This is a genomic window from Lysinibacillus sp. NPDC097279, assembly GCF_044761745.1.
Classification (GTDB): Bacteria; Bacillota; Bacilli; order Bacillales_A; family Planococcaceae; genus Lysinibacillus.
In genome coordinates this window covers 530,751-549,509 of sequence record NZ_JBIWDA010000002.1, presented here as the reverse complement: position 1 = coordinate 549,509, position 18,759 = coordinate 530,751, and the positions used below count along the sequence as shown (strand labels likewise).

The 18,759-nt window shown below is 35.8% G+C and carries 14 protein-coding genes and 1 riboswitch; of the genes, 4 read left to right on the top strand and 10 right to left on the bottom strand.

Annotated features, from left to right (window positions below):
* Positions 1–148: 148 nt before the first annotated feature.
* Positions 149–622 carry a YbaK/EbsC family protein gene (locus ACIQ1H_RS12765; RefSeq protein WP_402889203.1) on the top strand — a complete coding sequence of 158 codons (474 nt, stop codon included), beginning with the start codon at positions 149–151 and terminating at the stop codon, positions 620–622.
* Between the two features lie 92 nt (positions 623–714).
* Here ACIQ1H_RS12765 and ACIQ1H_RS12760 read toward each other — a convergent pair whose 3' ends face one another.
* The 7 genes from ACIQ1H_RS12760 to ACIQ1H_RS12730 form a co-directional block, all read right to left on the bottom strand.
* Positions 715–1,410 carry an ECF transporter S component gene (locus ACIQ1H_RS12760; protein ID WP_402889201.1) on the bottom strand — a complete coding sequence of 232 codons (696 nt, stop codon included), beginning with the start codon at positions 1,408–1,410 and terminating at the stop codon, positions 715–717.
* Entirely contained in the window at positions 1,389–3,041 is a 1,653-nt protein-coding gene (locus tag ACIQ1H_RS12755; protein WP_402889200.1) for an ABC transporter ATP-binding protein, read from the bottom strand. The genes ACIQ1H_RS12760 and ACIQ1H_RS12755 overlap by 22 nt, the downstream gene beginning before the upstream one ends.
* Positions 3,014–3,895, bottom strand: coding sequence for an energy-coupling factor transporter transmembrane component T (locus ACIQ1H_RS12750; RefSeq protein ID WP_402889199.1), 882 nt, complete (start codon positions 3,893–3,895; stop codon positions 3,014–3,016). Before ACIQ1H_RS12750 ends, ACIQ1H_RS12755 begins: the two co-directional genes overlap by 28 nt.
* Entirely contained in the window at positions 3,895–4,752 is an 858-nt protein-coding gene (locus ACIQ1H_RS12745) for a DUF4430 domain-containing protein (RefSeq protein WP_402889197.1), read from the bottom strand. Before ACIQ1H_RS12745 ends, ACIQ1H_RS12750 begins: the two co-directional genes overlap by 1 nt.
* A gap of 1 nt (position 4,753) precedes the next feature.
* Positions 4,754–6,292, bottom strand: a complete 1,539-nt coding sequence (locus tag ACIQ1H_RS12740) for an S-layer homology domain-containing protein (protein WP_402889195.1) — start codon at positions 6,290–6,292, stop codon at positions 4,754–4,756.
* A 67-nt stretch (positions 6,293–6,359) separates the two neighbouring features.
* The gene (locus ACIQ1H_RS12735; RefSeq protein ID WP_402889193.1) at positions 6,360–12,242 is read right to left on the bottom strand and encodes an S-layer homology domain-containing protein; all 5,883 of its coding nucleotides are present in this window, start codon (positions 12,240–12,242) and stop codon (positions 6,360–6,362) included.
* 169 nt (positions 12,243–12,411) lie between these two features.
* A riboswitch (cobalamin riboswitch) is annotated at positions 12,412–12,608 on the bottom strand.
* 241 nt (positions 12,609–12,849) lie between these two features.
* Positions 12,850–13,893, bottom strand: a complete 1,044-nt coding sequence (locus tag ACIQ1H_RS12730; RefSeq protein ID WP_402889191.1) for a DUF418 domain-containing protein — start codon at positions 13,891–13,893, stop codon at positions 12,850–12,852.
* A 285-nt stretch (positions 13,894–14,178) separates the two neighbouring features.
* Between ACIQ1H_RS12730 and ACIQ1H_RS12725 the strand changes: the two genes are divergently transcribed.
* Positions 14,179–14,943 carry an MBL fold metallo-hydrolase gene (locus ACIQ1H_RS12725; RefSeq protein ID WP_402889189.1) on the top strand — a complete coding sequence of 255 codons (765 nt, stop codon included), beginning with the start codon at positions 14,179–14,181 and terminating at the stop codon, positions 14,941–14,943.
* Positions 14,944–15,026: 83 nt separating this feature from the next.
* Positions 15,027–15,293, top strand: coding sequence for a phospholipase A2 family protein (locus tag ACIQ1H_RS12720; RefSeq protein WP_402889187.1), 267 nt, complete (start codon positions 15,027–15,029; stop codon positions 15,291–15,293).
* Positions 15,294–15,452: 159 nt separating this feature from the next.
* Here the strand turns inward: ACIQ1H_RS12720 and ACIQ1H_RS12715 are convergent, their stop codons facing one another.
* On the bottom strand, positions 15,453–16,316 hold the full coding sequence (locus ACIQ1H_RS12715; RefSeq protein WP_402889502.1) for an AraC family transcriptional regulator: 864 nt from the start codon (positions 16,314–16,316) through the stop codon (positions 15,453–15,455).
* A 410-nt stretch (positions 16,317–16,726) separates the two neighbouring features.
* Here ACIQ1H_RS12715 and ACIQ1H_RS12710 point away from each other — a divergent pair, with 410 nt between their 5' ends.
* The gene (locus ACIQ1H_RS12710; protein ID WP_402889500.1) at positions 16,727–17,797 is read left to right on the top strand and encodes a branched-chain amino acid aminotransferase; all 1,071 of its coding nucleotides are present in this window, start codon (positions 16,727–16,729) and stop codon (positions 17,795–17,797) included.
* A gap of 110 nt (positions 17,798–17,907) precedes the next feature.
* Here ACIQ1H_RS12710 and ACIQ1H_RS12705 read toward each other — a convergent pair whose 3' ends face one another.
* Complete coding sequence (locus tag ACIQ1H_RS12705; protein WP_402889186.1) at positions 17,908–18,264, bottom strand: hypothetical protein; 357 nt, start codon at positions 18,262–18,264, stop codon at positions 17,908–17,910.
* A 40-nt stretch (positions 18,265–18,304) separates the two neighbouring features.
* Positions 18,305–18,694: a tautomerase family protein gene (locus tag ACIQ1H_RS12700; protein WP_402889184.1), complete on the bottom strand. Its 390-nt coding sequence runs from the start codon at positions 18,692–18,694 to the stop codon at positions 18,305–18,307.
* Positions 18,695–18,759 lie beyond the last annotated feature (65 nt).

Here is an 18,759-nt window from a genome sequence, read left to right as displayed (position 1 = left end):
TACCTCCTTTTTTTCCTTATATTATATTTTATCAGATATTCTCGAATTTTAATTTCAAATTTTCTATCTTTTCTCATATTAGCAATTAGATGCCTTAAATTCTGAAAATTATGTTAAAATAGACGAAGACTGCAAGGAGGTTTTACATATGGCAATTGAAAAAGTACGCGAACATTTCGCACAATGGAATTTACAGCATAAAATACAGGAATTGAGTGAAAGCTCTGCAACCGTTGAAATGGCAGCACAGGCACTTGGCTGCGAACCAGAGCGTATCGCTAAAACATTATCTTTTCTAGTGAATGACGGCGCTATTTTAATTGTAGCTGCGGGCGATGCTAAAATTGACAATGCAAAATATAAGGTCGTATTTGGAACGAAAGCTAAAATGCTGGCTAAGGAAGAAGTCAATGAACGGATTGGTCATGATATCGGAGGAGTTTGCCCGTTCGGTATCAATGAAGGGGTTGCTATTTACTTAGATGAGTCGCTCAAACGTTTCGCAACGGTATTCCCTGCCTGTGGTAGCAGCAATTCTGCAATTGAACTTACCATTCAGGAACTAGAAGCATATACACCTTACCAGCAATGGATTGATGTTTGTAAAGGGTGGAGCGATTAATAAACTAAAAAATCCACTTAGCCTCCTACGTATATGGAAAGCTAAGTGGATTTTTACTTAAGGGACAGCTAGTAAAAAAGAGAAATAGAAGTCTATTGTAATATTCCATATTTATTTTTTATCCGCTCTAGTTTTTCGGTAATCGGTTTAGTTAATAAAAGTAGAAAAATCACATTAGAAATAGCATAAATTATTGTAAATGGAACTGCTGAAGTTAATGCCAGTGAGTAAGCCTCCCAGCTGAAAACACCATATATGGATACAGTCCCCCAAATATCCATTCCAAACGAAAAAAATACACCCGCTGAAATACCAAATATAATAAGAGGGATTTTTTTATGCATTACGCCTGTTTTACCTAACAAGCCCGCAATAAACCCAATCATTCCCCACATAAACATTTGGAACGGTGTCCAAGGACCTTGTCCAAAAAACATATTCGATACTAGTGCAGAAATAGCCCCTGTTAAAAAACCCGCTTCTGCTCCGAGTGAAAAACCAGTAATAGCTGTAATAGCTGCAACAGGTTTAAAGCCAGGGGTAACTATAAATAAGGCACGTCCTGCCACAGATATAGCAGACATTACTGCAATGATTAAAATTTCACGCGGCTGAGGCTTTCTACGTTCAAAAGATAGAAAAAATGGAATACACGCCAAAATCATAATAACCAACGAAATAAAATAATATTTTCGGTCAGCCATTACCGTAATACCAGCAAGTAATGTTATTGGAATTAAAATAAAAATAACAATGAATGAAATAATTATACGTATGTTTTTTTGCATAGAGTTACTACATCCTCACATGTAATGGCATTGCTCAATAAATCTCTTGATATTCGATGAGCAGCAGTCGTATAAAAATTATTTCCACTGTAAAACGCGCGCGGTTCACCCTCAGATACAATACTACCGTCAAAAAATAGAGCGCATCTATTGCTGTGTTGTGCAGAAAATTCAATATCATGCGTCACCATAATAATTGTCATACCTTTAGCTTGTAAACCTTTTAATAAATCTGCGAGTTCTTCTTTTGCATGTGCATCCAGCCCCTTTGTCGGCTCATCTAGCAACAGAATTTTAGGTTCTATTAACAAAAGTTTTGCGAGAGCTAGTTTTTGCTGTTCTCCCCCACTTAAATCATATGGATGTCGATTTAATAAATGAGTTAATCGAAACAATTGGATAGTTTCCTGAACTTTTTTATCTGTAACCTTATGTAAACGCACCATATCATCTAACTCTTGTTGTACAGTTTTTTGTACAAATAGTGTTTTTGGATCTTGGGGTAGTAAAGTCAAATATTGGTGATACAATTGATGATTACTATATTTTTTCAAAGCTTTATTTAATAACATCACTTTGCCATGATAAGGCTTTTGTAGTCCAGATAAAATAGAAAGAACTGTAGATTTCCCTGTTCCATTCCCTCCTATTATAGTTAAAAATTCTCCTTCCCTCACTTGTAAATTAAAATGATGAACAATATCAAGATCTTTCTTTTCATAACGAAACGCAACGTCGTTTGCCTCTAAAACAATCTCTGTTTTATGTTGCGATTTTGTCGGAATAGTAAGCAACTGAGCAGAAGTGTATTGCTGGCTCTGAAGCCAACGTTGGCCCTCGCGAATAGTAAGTGGAATATGCCCTGAACCATTCAATAAGTGAAAAATTTTAGTAGCCGCTGGTAATGCCGTTATCATGGCGTGTTTCTCTGGGAGAGAATTTAAAATTTCCTTAGGTGGACCGTCAAACAATATACTTCCTTCATCCATAATAAATACTCGATCCGCAAGGGGTAACACTTCTTCTAGACGATGCTCAATTAATATAATTGTAATACCTAATTCTCTATTTAAACGATGCAGTGTTTGGATAAACTCCAATGCAGCTATTGGATCTAGTTGCGATGTGGGTTCATCTAACAGTAGTAGCTTCGGCTGCATAACCATTATGGATGCTAAATTTAAAAGTTGCTTTTGGCCGCCTGAAAGCTCAGTCGTTTTATGATGGAACCATTTTTGAATACCAAAGAAGTTTGCCATTTCAGCTACTTTCCTGCGAATTGTTGAGGTATCGACACCTAAGCTTTCAAGTCCAAAGGCAAGCTCATGCCAAACTTTATCAGTAACAATCTGGTTATCAGGATTTTGAAATACATAGCCTATATCCGCTGCAGCCACTTCAGCAGTTAACTGTTCTAAGTCACAATCTTTATAAAAAATATTACCTGTCATTGAACCATGCGGTCGCAAATCGCGTTTAAAATGGCGGAGCAAAGTACTTTTTCCACAACCTGATTGTCCTATTAGCACGATAAATTCACCTTGCTGAATATTTAAGTTAATATTTTTTAATATAGGATTTGCTTCATTAGGGTAAGTAAAACTTACATTGTCGATTTTAACGATCGCCACTTTAAGGCCCCCCTTATTTCGATTGCTAATGGAATAGCGAGTAGAATGCAATAGCTCATATAAAACAAGATACTTGTAGTATCCCATTTAACTATTCCGAAAGTTGGATAAAAATAAAATGTTGTTGTACCTATGAAACTCGCCACTATATTACAACTAAAGAGCAATATAATTATTGCCAAAACATAGCCATCTCTACGTTCAAAAATAAAAATAGAAAACGCAGTCCGCTTAGTCACACCATAGCCACGAGCTTTCATTGAATCAGCAGTATCAATAGCATTTTCTAACGCCCAAGTAATTAAAATAGATAAAATACGAATTATACATTTGATGCGATGCCATAGAGAGCCTGCCGTATAATCCATTCCGATTACTTTTTGCGCTAGGACAATTTGCTTTAATTGCCGCCTAAAACGTGGCACTAATCGCAATGAAATCGACAATGTTAATGAGATTACTGGAGACACTTTTCCAAATAAATAAATAAACTTATCTGACGTCATTAGGGTATTATAACAGCTAAACCACAGCATAATAGAAACAATCATTGTAGATATTGCGATACCATATGTGATTGCCTCTAACGTAAGTGGATTGCCATTTATATAAAGTAATACAAGTTGACCATTATGGCTGATCAGAGGGTTAATAATCGCCATTATGAAAAACAAAGGTACATATATTTTCCAATCCTTAAAAAAAAGCTGCCTGTGCAAAGCTAAATTTAAGCTTATCGCAAAGAAAATTGTAATAGCTAAATAGACTGGATGCATAAAAAACATGGATAAGCCAATAGTAGCGGCAAAAAAAGAAAAAAGAACAATAGGATGATATGTCTCAAATGTCTTCATTAGTTACCATCCCAACGATTTCCTAAATCGCGTCCTAAATCAACCGTGTAGTGCCATTCAATTACATCGCCATCCTTTAATACGTACTGACTGCAGCCATAATTAGGATAAACTCCGTTTACTTTATACATCCAACCACTTAATTCTCCCGCACTAAATTCATATAAATGATTAATCCCCTCTACATAGACACTATTATAAATATTTTCGTTTGCTCCTTGGAACTCCATCTGAATTTTATATTCCTTCGTTGCACGCTGTAATACATCCCAAACAGTATCCTTTTCTGAAAGCAGCTCGTATGTTGTTGGCTTCAAAATAATTCCATTCTTAGGTACGTATTTCTCACTTTGGAGATTAGCATCTAACATATCCCAATGCTTTAGTAATGTATCAACGCGAATCGCAATAGTTACAGTGCGTTTTTGTGAAACTGGTTGTTGTTGAACTTCATTTGGCGGTGTAACTGTGTTTGTTTTTTCTTTATCGTCCGTTTTATTAGTAGCTGCTTGTTCAGTTCTTGTATTTGGAGTTGTAGTGACTTCTTGCTTTTTCTCAGCTTCCTTTTTTGGTTGTTCCACTACTTCTTGGTTGTCTTGCTGTACTTCTTCCTTAGACTTGTCCTGCTTTTTCTCATTTTTGGAGTTCTCATCAATTCCTGACTTCATTTCAGCTTGTTTCTCTTCGTCAGCTGAAGGTGTTTCATCTAATACTTCTTGTTGTTCAGTATTAGAATGGGGTTCAACACTCCGTTCCTGCTCTTGCATTTGTTCAAATTTCTCTACCGTTTGAATATTACATGCGGTTAAAAAGAAAGTGAGCAATAATAATAGTAATAAGGGTAATTTTATTTTCATATTACTCTTCGACAACCTTTAAGAAATTGACATACATTTTAGACGCATGGGCGCGAGTTATAAAGTTTTTTGGATTATACGCACCATTGGAGCCTTGCGCAATTCCAAAATCATATAAGAATGTAATTGCTTGTTGCGATTCCTTTGATAACTTCGCAATATCATTTAAAGGTGCCATTACATTGGATACATACGGATTTCCTGTTTTATGTGTATAAGCATTTGCTAGAATTATTGCTAATTCCTCACGAGTAATTGGTGAGGCAGGTAGAAATTTATTTGACTTAACTATTAATAAATTTGCCTCGTAAGCAGCAGCAATTTCTTGTTTTGTTTCAGTATTATATGAGTTTATGTCCGTGAATGGTGCATTTCCGGAACTTGTCAGATGAAGAGCGCGTACTAAAATTGATACCGCTTGTACACGAGTTAAATTGTTATCTGGTTTGAATGTATTGTCTTCATAACCTTTTAATAAGCCTTTGTCTACTGCAGCTTCAATATCAGACTTCGCCCAATGCGATTGAATATCCTTAAAACTTACCTTAGTCGAAGGAGCTGTAGGCTGGTTTGGCTTGCCTGGCGTTGACGTATTATTTGGCTTTTTATCAGATGTATCATATAGCTTTGTTTTGCTTAAAAGCAGACGGTTATATGCTGCCAATGTATAAGAGGCCTGCTCTGTTGCCATACCATTGGCTACTGATTCAGTTAAAACATGTTTAAATCCACCATCTTGGGCATTGTAAAACGTAAAAAAGCTTGTAAATAGCTTATTAAAGCGTTGGTCTTTGTTCGCATCAATATTTAAGCTAGCAAGTGCTGTAATTACCTGGGCAACACTTTCTAAATTTGTAGTACCCCAGCTTTGATAACTACCATTAGCTCCTTGCAAGTTTTTTAAAGCATCCAGTGCTTTATTAATAGAAACCTTCACATCTGATCTATCTTTATAAGTGGAAAGCGCTTGAATAGCCATAGCTGTCATATCTGGATCAGCTTTCACACCAGATAAATCCCAACCGCCGTCAGGCAATTGCTTTGATAAAATATGCTGGATAAGTTTTTCTCGTGTAGTTGTTGCTGTTTTGGAAAGCTCAAAGCTCCACGTATCTAAAGCAATTAGTGCAAAAAAAGCCCCATTCGGACCTTGCCATACAACTTTATCAAAGTCGCTCAATTTTTCGACTAAATTGTAGCCACCGACATTAGTAGGGTCTTTTCCAATAGCAGTAAGTGCAATAATTAAACGTGAGTATTCTGTATATTTACGGTTGTGTAATTCTCCTTTTACAGATTTTACATGCTTCTCGACGTTTTCATAATATTTTTCAAAATAGCCTTTTGGAACATTGTATTCTCCCCTTGCAAGTGCAATAACAAACCACTCATCACCAAAAGCGGGGTTAGGTGCTTTGTTAACTAAAAACTGACCAGTTATTTTATAACTATCCAATGTTGATGCTTGCTGTGCGGAGACTGGTGCTGCCATAGTAAGCAACAAAACAAGTACCAGTATAAACTTAGATATTCTTTTCATTAGAGAACCTCCATCGATAAAAGGGTACTAACCCAAATACAAAATGCATTTGGGTTAGTGAAGAAATTTACATAATGCCTGAGATATTTAACGTACGTTTTAAAATTTTCGCTGTTTGTCCACGTGTAATTGGAGAGCTAGGGTCAAATGAACCATCCAGCTTACCTGTCATTATATCAAGGCTATTTAATAGCTTAATATAAGGTAAGTATTCAGCGCTAATATGACTAGCATCATTGAAATTAATCTCTTCTGCGGTCTTCACATCACTATTTAAATATTCTAGAATACGTGCCATAAATGCAGCTGCTTGTTGACGTGTTATTGGCGCATCAGGTTTAAATGTTGAAGCAGTTGATCCTTTTGTAATACCTGCCTCGTATAGGGCTTGAATATCAGCCTCATACCATTTGCCTTTTGTATCATTAAATGGATTTTCACCTATAGTTTGTAAACCTAGAGCGCGGCTAATTAATACTGCGAATTGGGCACGCGTAATTGGTTTATTTGGCTCAAACGTCTCTGGTGTAGTTCCTTGGATTACGTGACGACTCGCTAAAAATTCTATTTCTTCTTTGTTAGCTAACTGTGCAATGTCTTTAAATGTTACTGTATTTTCTGTTAATACGAATGTACCACTAGTTTTTGTAAACAGAACAATTTCACCATTTACTATTTTATGTGGAACAGGTTTATATTCCCCATCAACTAGCTGTAAAATGACAGTATTAGAGTTGATTTCGTTATCTAATAGTGTCACTTTCAAATATTCTTTTCCTAAAGTAATGGACTTTGTTTTACCGTTAGTAGACTCAATACCGAATGCAACAGAGAATTTTTTGTTTTTAGTATCCCTTGTTACTTCGACTGTTATCTCCTCATTTTCAGCAAGTTTTATGCTATTAAAGATTGAAGTAGGGACTTCTAACTTGAAATTCTGTTTGCTTTGGATAACTACCTTTTGAATGTTCTTTTTAATATAATCTTGAATATTTTCAGATTTAATAATTGCTTTGTTACTACCATCTTCAATAGTAATCTCAGCTAATGAACTATCTTTATTTGTTTCTTCAGACACTGCATCATCGTCTTTATTATCTTTTTCTGTTTCTTCAGTACATTGTTTATCATCGGCTTTACATTTTACTTCTTCTTTACATTTATCTGTTTCTTTCTCTTTACATTCTTTATTTTCTTCACCTTCATCTTTACCTCCACTTTCGATACCATCAACGTATCCACCGATATCTTTACCTAAATCAAGTGTGTATAGCCATTCCACAGAATCCCCAGATGATAATTTATAGAGTCCTGCAGAATAAGAAGGGAATTGACCATTTACACGATACATCCAACCACTTAAAGGGCCGCGGTCAAATTCATAAAGACCCGCAATACCATCAATATATGTGCCATATTGTGTTTCTCGATAGCTTAAATCGATACCATTTTCAGTTGTCACACGTTTTAATGCATCGAATACTGTATCTCCAGTATTTAGTTGAACAGTAGTTGTTCTTAATGGAATCTCGGAAGAAGAAATTCTAATTAAAAATGTTGCATGACCACTTGGGATACTTCCCCCTGGGTTAGATGGATTTCCACCTTCTCCTGGGTTTGAAGGGTTTTCTCCTTCTCCTGGGTTAGACGGGTTCCCTCCTTCTCCTGGGTTAGATGGATTATTAGCCTTGGTATCGGACGTATCATAAAGTGCTGTTTGACCGTTTAGCAGACGATGATAGGCTGCTAATGTATAGCCAACCTGCTCGGTAGCCATGCCGTTTGCTTGCTTTTCATTTAAATCGTGTTTAAAGCCACCATCTTCAGGACTGTAATAAGTCATAATATTAGCAATTACTTTATTAAAGCGAGGATCTTTATTCGCATCAATGCCTATGCTCGAAAGGGCAGTAACAACCTGAGCAGCGCTTTCAACATTTTCCATACCCCATGATTTATAGCCACCATTCTCTAATTGCATAGCAGCCAACGTATCTAATGCATTATTAACAGCTATCTTAACTTTTGAATTGTTGTTATAGTATGGAGCTAGTGCTTGTATAGCCATAGCTGTCATATCTGGATCAGACTTCGTTCCTGATAAAGCCCAGCCGCCATCAGCTAATTGCTTGTTTAAAATGTGCTCCATAAGCTTTTCAGGCGTTGTTGTAGCTGTTTTTGGTAGCTCAAAGTTCCATGTGTTAAGAGCAATTAATCCAAAATACGCACCATTTACACCTTGCCAAATTACTTGGTCAAAATCAGACAATTTTTCAACTAAGTTATAACCACCGACATTTGTTGGGTCTTTACCAATAGCAGTAAGGGCAATAATTAAACGTGAGTATTCTGTATATTTTCGTTTATCTAGTACGCCATTTTTGGCAACAACATGGTCAACTACATTTTGATAATACGTTTCGTAATATTCTTTAGGTACTTCATAGCCTCCGCGAGCTAATGAAATTATCCACCACTCATTATTAAATTTAGGGTTAGGTAGTTTATCTACCATGTATTGACCAACAGTTTTATAAGCCTTTAAAGTTGTTGTATCCGCAGTAGATTTTATTCCAACTTTTTTCGCTTCATTAAATATCGCTGTGGCCTGATTTAGTGCTAAAACTTTCGCATCAATACTATCTTGTTCCGCTGTATTATCTGCTATTAGTTGTTGGGCAGAAATAATTATATTTGTATAGGCATCTTGTACAGCTTGAGTAACCCAAAAATCAGCAGGGTCTATATTTTTCCCATCGGTACTTATTTTTACAGAGCCCTTGTTTTGTTCTGCTTTCTCAATGGCACTTTGTAATACTGATTTATCAATCACTGCTTGTTCATCTGCGATTATTGTGATTTCAGGGAAGATGCTGTAGTAACCTTCTCGAGCTAAAGCATTAAGATTAGGGCTAGTTCCAGTTATAGGGTTAATATTATGATGTTCACCTATTGGACTTCCATAAAAACTCAGACGAATATGTCCATCACGTAACTTGTATTCACCTTCATGTCCTTGTGGAATTGTAAATGTAACACTGTTTGCCTGCGTTGCCATATTGTATTGTCTTGCATCGCCCGAAACAAGTGTATTTTCAGGACCCGCGAAAAATCTCAGCTGACCTTGGAAGTTATAAATACCAGAAAGTTTATTCGCTGGGAAAGACAAACCTTTTAAAGTAACTTTTACTTTATTTCCAGGTACTATTTTTTCATTTGCAGCTGTTAAGTTTTCAATTGTTACATCAAGCGGACGTGCTGTCATCACGTGATATTCAGCTTTTCCATCTTTTTCAACCTTAACTATATTACGTCCTTCAGTTAATAAAATTGTGAAAGAACCATTTTCACTAGATTGAACACCCTCTGTTGAAAATTCACCATTTCCATAGGATGCTGTCCCTAGACTATGATTAATTTCTGGACGTAAAACGCTTACTGAGCTTCCAGAAGTTGGAGTGAAAGTGTAATATGCTCCCTGTTCACCTTGAACATAGTAGACACTATCGATATCAGCATCAAATACACCGTTTTGTAAGTTTAAAAGGTCGCCACCATTTTTACCTTCATTAACTTTTTGATTACGTTCTTTGTTACTTTCTATACCTGTAATAATACCTGTGTCACCTTGACCCACAGTCACAACAAAGAGACCAACATTTTCTGGCCAAATAGCACTGAATGCATCATTTGCATCACTAATGTATCCAGAACCATTAACCTTCAATGCGTCATACGTCACTTTTACAACAGCTGTACCATTTTTCAATGCTTTGACTGTCGAATAACTTCCTGGCTTACCAGGATCAATTTGAATTACATCATCACCTGTTATGATTTCAAAATGAAAATCAGGCTCAAAGAAATAGTTGTTAATTCCTTCTATTAATGCTTGCCAGCTACGTAATGTTAGTAAATTGAAGCTATCTCCTTGGTTTAACTTCAAATGATTTTGCTCATTGATATTTAAATAAATATTACCTTCAAGATATGTTCCTTTATTTAAAATTGCTGTTGGCGATTGAACTGAGAGCTGTTGTTTTGTAATTGCCAATGATGCATTTTGAGCATTTGCTTTAAATGTACCTACATTTGTAAGTTTTCCTGCTTGGCTAACTCGGTAGTTATAATCACCATTGTTTATTAACTTGAAAGAAAAAGTTTTTGTACCATCCGAGTTAATCACGGCTACCCCTTCAGGCAGGACTTCTTCAAATGCAATAAAGTGTTTGATTTTTTTCCCTACAAATAATTCAGCATCTTCAGGGACTGTAAACTTAACATCCCCAGAAAACGGAATAGCTGCACTAATTGTTTGAGCTGAGGCCGAAAGTGATACAGTAGTGCTATTACTAAATGGAACATATTGTGTATGCTTTGCATCTGGCTCAAACGTATAGTAGATTTTTTCCCCTACAAGAGCTAATACTGGAGTCTGTCCTTGTGTAGTTACATTCCCTAGTTTTAATGACGTCTCGTTCGGTATTTCTTGCCCAACTTTTACAGAGTAATCACTATCAACATTCCAACTTGTATTACTAGCTTTAAAATTAAGCTGGCGGAATTGAAATTCTTGATTTGATTCTGCTTTTACTGTTAGCTGACCACCGCCAACACTGTTATGATTGCTATCAAATCCTTCGTAGCGATAACTTCCTACTGGTATAGTTGCTGTATAAACATTGTATGTTCCTTCAACACCAGAGCCTAAGTTTATTTCTTGCTCATTCGTATTATAAAGCTTTAGTATCACAGCTTTTGGTGCAACAGTAAATTTCACTGTGCTAGTAATATCTGTTTGTAAACCAGGTTTTTTACTAAATGCATTTGTAGCTTGATTTAGTGCTAAAACTTTCGCATCTATTTCTTCTTGACTGGCATTTTCATCTGCGATTAGTTCTTGTGCTTCTATAATTTCATTTGCATATGCATCTAATTCAGCTTGAGTAACCCAATAATCAGTAGGGGCTACATCTTTTCCATCTAAACTTACTTTCACAGATGCTTTTGTTTGTTCAGCTTGTTGAACCGCTGTTTGCAAAGCTGTTTTATCAGCTTTAACGATTTCTTCCCCTTCTCCATTTAAAGCAGCATTTAGATGAGTAAGTGCTGCATCTACATTTGTTTGACTACTCTCCATATTTTTAAGCTGCACATATGCGGCGTCATAAGTAGACTTTACTCGTTCATTTGCTAAAATTTCGTTTTTATTTGGTGAGCTATTAATTTCAGCAATTTTCGCTGTTAACTCATCTTTATTCGCTGGAGTAATTAAACTACTTCCCTCTAAGCCCCCACCTAAATCTGCTCCATATCCCCATACTGTAAACTGCCATCTAACGATATCACCATCTTCTGGGAACCATTCAGAAGCTCCACGAGGAATAAAGTTATTATTTACAGCTACCATCCAACCTGACATAGTTGTATAATCCATTTGATTTAACCAGTCGGATTCTATTCTTCCATTAACTGGCCCAGATTCATCAAGAATGTATTTTGGGACGCTCACTTCTCCAGGATTAGGATCAAAGATACCTGATAAGTAGAAGCTTTCTTCTACAGAACCTGTAATGTCATAATTGCCTTCTCCTAACAGGTTAACTATAACTTTAGCTATATTATCCCCTTCATAAAAAGGAACACGAACAGGTTCCTTTATGTAGCCCTGCCCCAACGTAAACTTCTCTACGGAAACCGTCACATAACCTTTAGGTTCAGTATTATTAAGTATCGTCGCACTATCATTACTGGTAATAGGTGATAGTTCACTTTCCGTTTGCTCGGTCATTTCTTTCTCTAATGATTCTTCATTAGATTGAATAGTAGAATTTGTTTCTAACTCACTTGTATCATTTTGCTGCGTCTCAGCGAATGCGACTGGTGATAATAACGAAAATGATAAGATAAAGACAATCGCTATATTCAACCATTTTTTATAAAAGCCCATTTCTTTCCCCCCAATTATTTTATAGGTGAATGCGCTTGCAATAACTAGAAAATAAAAAAAATGCTTCTCTAATAAAAGAGAGAGCATCTAAGGAAAACAGAAAACGGCTTCAAATACTATTTGCCTGTTCGTCTATTTGCCGTAAGTTCTCCTAGCTTCCGAAGAGATTTAATACGATAAAATAAAGGCAGGTCTCCTGGCTCGTGTACCCTATTCAGAACCTTCCCATCTACTTGAGGCATTTTTCCTCGTTTGACAGTGGTATTTTCTGGGGTCATCTACACATACAGTTGCGGAAACAGCTTCGGATTTGCACCGAATTCCCTATTAAGCTCTTAAAAGAGCACCTTTATTCTGCATTTGCTATTCACTTAATGCTAAGTTTAGCATAGTTTCCATTTTTTCAAAATAGTTTAAAAAAACAAGCATTATTGATTACCTATTAATATTGGAGTTGAATATTTTCAAAAGTAAAAGCTATATTTATTTTTCGATATCGCATATCAAGTTCTTCTTATTTGCAATTCTACTTTGCTATTATTCTATATTTCACAATACTATTCCGATTAAAAAACGCCAAAGCAATGGTGCTCTGACGTTAAAATCATTATTTTGTTGGTATGTTTTTTCCGTATGTCATCCATCTCCACATTTTTTCCAATGGTCCTATTTTAAAAAACTTAAACCAAATGACACTAAAGAGGATTTGTATTATAAAAATCATCATGGCTATAATGACAATATAGGAAGTCGAGGGCACTTCAAGCCCCAATAGAGCGATAATAGCTAACCCTATAAAACTTTGAGCAATATAATTTGTGAATGCCATTTGTCCGACACGACCAATCGGCTTTAAAAAAGTTACTATTTTTCTATTTTCTAAAACAAGGAATAAACAAGCTAAATAAAAGTACGTAGTCGGGACTACGCCTAAACCTAATAGTAAATGAAGTTTCGGATCCTCATTTTGAGATGCAATCCAAATCCAACTAGATATAGCGATAACTATAGGAAAAGTTACATAGAGCACCGTTTTTATTTGTTTAGCATGCTGTCTTACGTTGCTTATCCAGTCTGCTTTTGCAACTAGAAAACCTGTTAAAAACATAATAAAAATAGTTAAGATATCATTTCCGAATATATTAAAAACCGATGAAAGGATACGTAAGTTCGGCCAAAACATTTGTCCTAGTATGCTGATAATATATACAGCAATAATGCCAAAAAGCCAGTTGCGAATTGTGGAAATCTTCGCCCGATAAAATGGTAATAAGAAAAGACCAATGACTGCATATATAGACAAAATGGAGCCCCAGAAAATAAAGATATGAACAACCCCAATAACAAATAGCGCTAGTAAACGTCTTGCGAAACGCAACCGAGGCTTATCACCTCTTGCTTCAGCACGGGAAGCAAAAATATAAAAACCAACACCGAAAAGAAATGAAAAAATGGAAAAGAATTTTTTCTCAATGAAAATATCAATAAGCGTATCAATTATACTATTGAATTTACTATATGGAGGCAACGCTACGCCCTCAACTATCAATTGGTAGGCACCTACATTAATAAATAAAATCCCAAACAATGCTAAACCACGAATAATATCTAAGGCTATAATTCTTTCTTTTTGCGAAACGGATGGATTCATGCTGTACAACTCCTTATTTTTACTACTTTAATTTCATTCGTCTTGGCTATTATAGCTACGCAACCTTACAGCAGTTTTTTGATTAGCTTACAAAAACCTTAACTGTAGGATTTCATAATTTTAACGATTTATGTAAAATGGTAGTTTCTTGTTCAAACAATAAAAAAACATTTCCATGACCCTGCGCTAATTATTATCAGGCAAATACGAATACCATAATGTGATAAAATGAATAAAATATGTATTTACTACTTACATGACTACATTATTATAAGGAGTTCTTTTATGCCCATTTCATTTCATCATATTCGACACGCCACATCCATTCTAACTTTAAACAATAAACGAATATTAATTGATCCGATGTTAAGCGAGGTCGATGAACTTGCACCCGTGCCCTTTACTCGAAACTATCGTAAAAATCCATTAACCCCATTACCTGTTGCGTTGAACATTTTTGAGGATATTGATGCAATACTATTAACACATCGTCATTTTGACCACTGGGATAAAAAAGCTATGTCCATCCTTAACAAACACATTCCTGTCTTTTGTCAGCCAAAAGATGTCGCTGCGGTGCAGTCTGCAGGTTTCAAAAAGGTAATACGAGTAGAAGATTGTTATGAATGGGAAGGGATTCAGATAAGACGTGTTGAGGGGCCCCATGCACCTGGCCTTACTGGCAAATTACTAGGAAAAGTTTCTGGCTTTTTCTTAAGTACTGTAACAGACGGCTCTGTTTATATTGTTAGTGATTGTATTTTTACACCCGCAATTGAACAGGCATTCAAAGATTTAAAGCCTGATATAGCGATTTTAAATGCATCAGAGGCAGAAATGATATGGGGCACTGTGATCACAATGACCCGCAAAGATGTTGTAAATATTGCCCATATATCACCAAAAACTAAGCTTGTTGTTGTACATCTAGAAACCATCAATCATTGCAAATTAAGTAGAGCGCAACTTTCGACATTCCTAAGGGAGCATCAGTTAGAGCATTCCATAGTAGTGCCAAATGATGGTGAAATTCTCTCCCTATCTTTTTAGTGTTTCTATTAGTTTTTCATCCCTTTTCAAAAATTAAGACAACATATTTTATAGTATGTAGACTATTTTGAAAAGAGGTGACCATGGTGAAGAGGAATAGAAGATTAAGATTTTGTTATCCTGGCTATAAATATTGCGGACCTGGATGTTCAGGACCTGGTTCACCAACAAATGCTGTTGATTCTTGCTGTAAAAAGCATGATGAATGTTATTCAAGATACGGTAGAACAAAAAACTGCGATGAATTGTTTCAGCAATGTTTATTAGCACATATGAACACAAACAGTAAAATGGGGAGAGATGCTAGACTTTTCCACAAAGTTTTTAATTTACGCAATAATTTTTTATAGGTGTTTTGTTTTCAGAATTGTTTGCGTGCCTGACACTGCCACGGGCACACATGAAAGCCGCAACCCACGCTAATGCGTGGTATGTTGCGGCTTTTGTTTTGTGCTATTTTTGTAAAAAGTCCACTAATTGTTTGCGTGCCTGACACTCCACGGGTACTTTTACTTAATCGGGATCCAAATTTCCGAATAAAGATTTTCGCTTGATGGGTCCTCCTCCGTATAAACCTCTAATTCTGCTGTACCAGCAGGCTCATACGGATTGGATGGGAACCATTCAGAGAAAATTTGCTTCCATGCATTTTGCATCGCATCTGGCATCGGACCATGTACTTCAAACACAACCCATTTCGATGCTGGCACTTCCATCGCTAATAAATTTTCTGGAACATCCCCTATGTGATCTGTCCCAATCCAATAATCCATTAAATTATTTTCTTTGTAGTTTTCGTCAGGAACACAAACACCAAGTACCCCTTTAATTTGTCCGTCATTCAGTGCAAATAATTGCTCGTCTATTCCTTGACGATTCACTTCATCCCAAAATAGAGGTATGCCCTGCAAATTCTCGCCATTTTGGCAATTATACGTTCTTTTCATTCCTACAACTTGGAACTTCTCTTTTTCTACAATATTATATTTCATTGGTTCTGCTCCCTTCAGACTCACCTGGATTACGAGGCGGTTATATGATTGTAATGGTCCTTGCTGTTTTCGTGCTTCACTCGGTGTTACATTATGTTGCTTTCGAAATGCTTTTGTAAAAGCTTCAGGAGAGTCGTAGCCATATTGGAAGGCGAGATCGATTACTTTGATGTCAGTATTAATTAACTCCTGTGCTGCTAATGTCAACCTTCTTCGTCGAATATAATCTGCAATTGACATATCCGTTAAAATAGAAAATGTTCGTTGAAAATGAAAAACAGATGCATTCACTTCGTTTGCAATTTGCTCCATTGTAATCGTTTCTTGTAAATGCTCTTCTATATAATTTATTGCCTTTTGAATCGACTCAATCCAACTCAAACTCAAATGCTCTCACTCCTTGTCTAAAGATTACCGAATTCTAGTTTTTTCTTCCTGTCTTTTTATGCTTTCTTTGGACTGGTTCACTCAGTTGTATGCATAGTCTACTACATATCGCCCATTTTCCAAACCTTTACTTAATAGTGCTACTGCTTCAATCATAATTTTTTATAAGAACCAATATATAAAAATTTTAAGTAGAAGGATAAACATTTTAGTGAGCCGAAAGTGACAGCCTATCGCAAATCACTACGGTTTAAAACTTTTCAATGTTGATATTTATTGAGGAAAGTATATAAATGAGCAATTTTATTAATTATTAGTAGATTCTTAGTATTTAATTAATTTCAAATAAACAGTATTATTAAGTATTATAGATATTTCATCTAATGACACAATACGCGGAGGATATGACGATGTTAGAGATAACAAAAGAAATAACAACAAACCCAAAAGAAAAACCAGCAGTAGACCAATTAGGTTTTGGTCAATTTTTTACAGATCATATGTTTATAGTCGATTATACAGAAGGCAAGGGCTGGCATGATCCACGCATTATCCCGTATCAGCCGCTTTCAATAGATCCTTCTGCAGCAGTTTTCCATTATGGACAAGCTGTATTTGAAGGATTAAAAGCATATGCAACAGTGGATAATGAAGTACTTTTATTCCGTCCTGACCGTAATTTTAGCCGCTTAAATCATTCGAATGAGCGTATTGTCATTCCAGCAATTGATGAAGAATTGGCGTTAGAGGCGTTAAAGCAGTTAGTAGCATTGGATCGTGAGTGGGTTCCTAAAGCACCAGGAACATCTCTTTACATCCGTCCATTTATTATTGCTACGGAGCCACACTTAGGCGTACACCCCTCTAATAATTATAAATTTATTATCATTATGTCTCCATCAGGCTCTTATTATAAAGAGGGCATTAATCCAGTAAAAATCATGGTGGAACAACATTTTGTACGTGCTGTTGCTGGTGGAACTGGCGAAGCAAAAACAGCTGGTAACTATGCGAGTGCGCTAAAAGGACAAGAAATTGCCCATAAGGAAGGCTACTCTCAAACATTATGGTTAGACGGTAAAGAACACCGTTACATCGAAGAAGTAGGAAGCATGAATATTTTCTTCAAAATAAATGGAACAGTTATCACACCAGCATTAAACGGGAGCATTTTACCAGGAATTACACGTAATTCAATGCTTCAAGTATTAAAGGCGAAAAACATTCCAGTTGAGGAACGTCGTATTTCAATCGACGAAGTGGTAGAGGCTTATCATAACGGCACGTTGGAAGAAGCATTTGGTACTGGAACAGCAGCGGTTATTTCGCCTGTCGGAGAATTAAAATGGCGAGATGAAAAAATAGTCATTAATAACGGTGAGATTGGCGAAGTTTCACAAATGCTATATGATACATTAACAGGCATCCAAAATGGCACGCTTGAAGATACATTTGGTTGGACGATTAAATTATAAAAATATAAAAAAAGTGTTAGATTGGCCGCGGTCAATCTAACACTTTTTTACTGTCGTTTTTGTAGCGCAACATAAGCCACTAATATAATCATCTCCACTTTTTTTGACCTTTAATGATATTGAAATAATACCAAAATAGTTGTACCTTTTTCGCTTTCCCAAAGCTCAACAAAAAAGCAATATCCATTTGGGAAATCATTTAAATATGCCTCATCATCAAGGCAAATGTTATTTTTATACTTAGTATGCCATTCTGACTTAACATCCTGTATGAATAAACGCTCTAATGTACTTTTTCGTTCCGTTTGATAGTTACAGATAAATATGTCTTCTACTACGCCATTAAAAATCATTTGTCCAAGTTCCTGTAACGTAATATTATTAGAGTAAATTTTACTTGCCACAACTACTTCATTGTTATAAATCTGATTTTTTTCCTTGTCTATAAAGTAGCCTTTTCTTAGCACAATGTTCACCTCTTCTAGTTTATTAATCGTCTAAGAAAAATCAAACATTAACTTTATAATTTAATGCTAACTCATCCCCTGGTAGTCCTCTTATCCCCCAGTTATGCTTAGGTGTTTCAAAAATAGTAATTTCTATATCTTGAGGAGCTATACTCAATAGATTGTTAATTTTTTCAAATAGCAATGCGAGTAATTGTTTTTTCGTTTCCATCGTTCGACCTTCAAACATACTAATTTCAATAATGGTATAGGCTTCAGTTCTTTCACTTGGAAACAAAAAATCCTCCTTATCCATTGGGAAAAAGCGATGAAATTTCTTATCTGCTGGATATGCTAATGCCTCCATCATACAAGAATGAATAATAGTCGATAACGTTTCCTTAATCGGATTTAATTTGTCCTTAACACCATAAATCTTAATTTGTCCCACCCTTATCTCACCTTTCTATTTTAACCTCCCCATTTCTATTCTATAAAAAATTAAGATATTCCTTT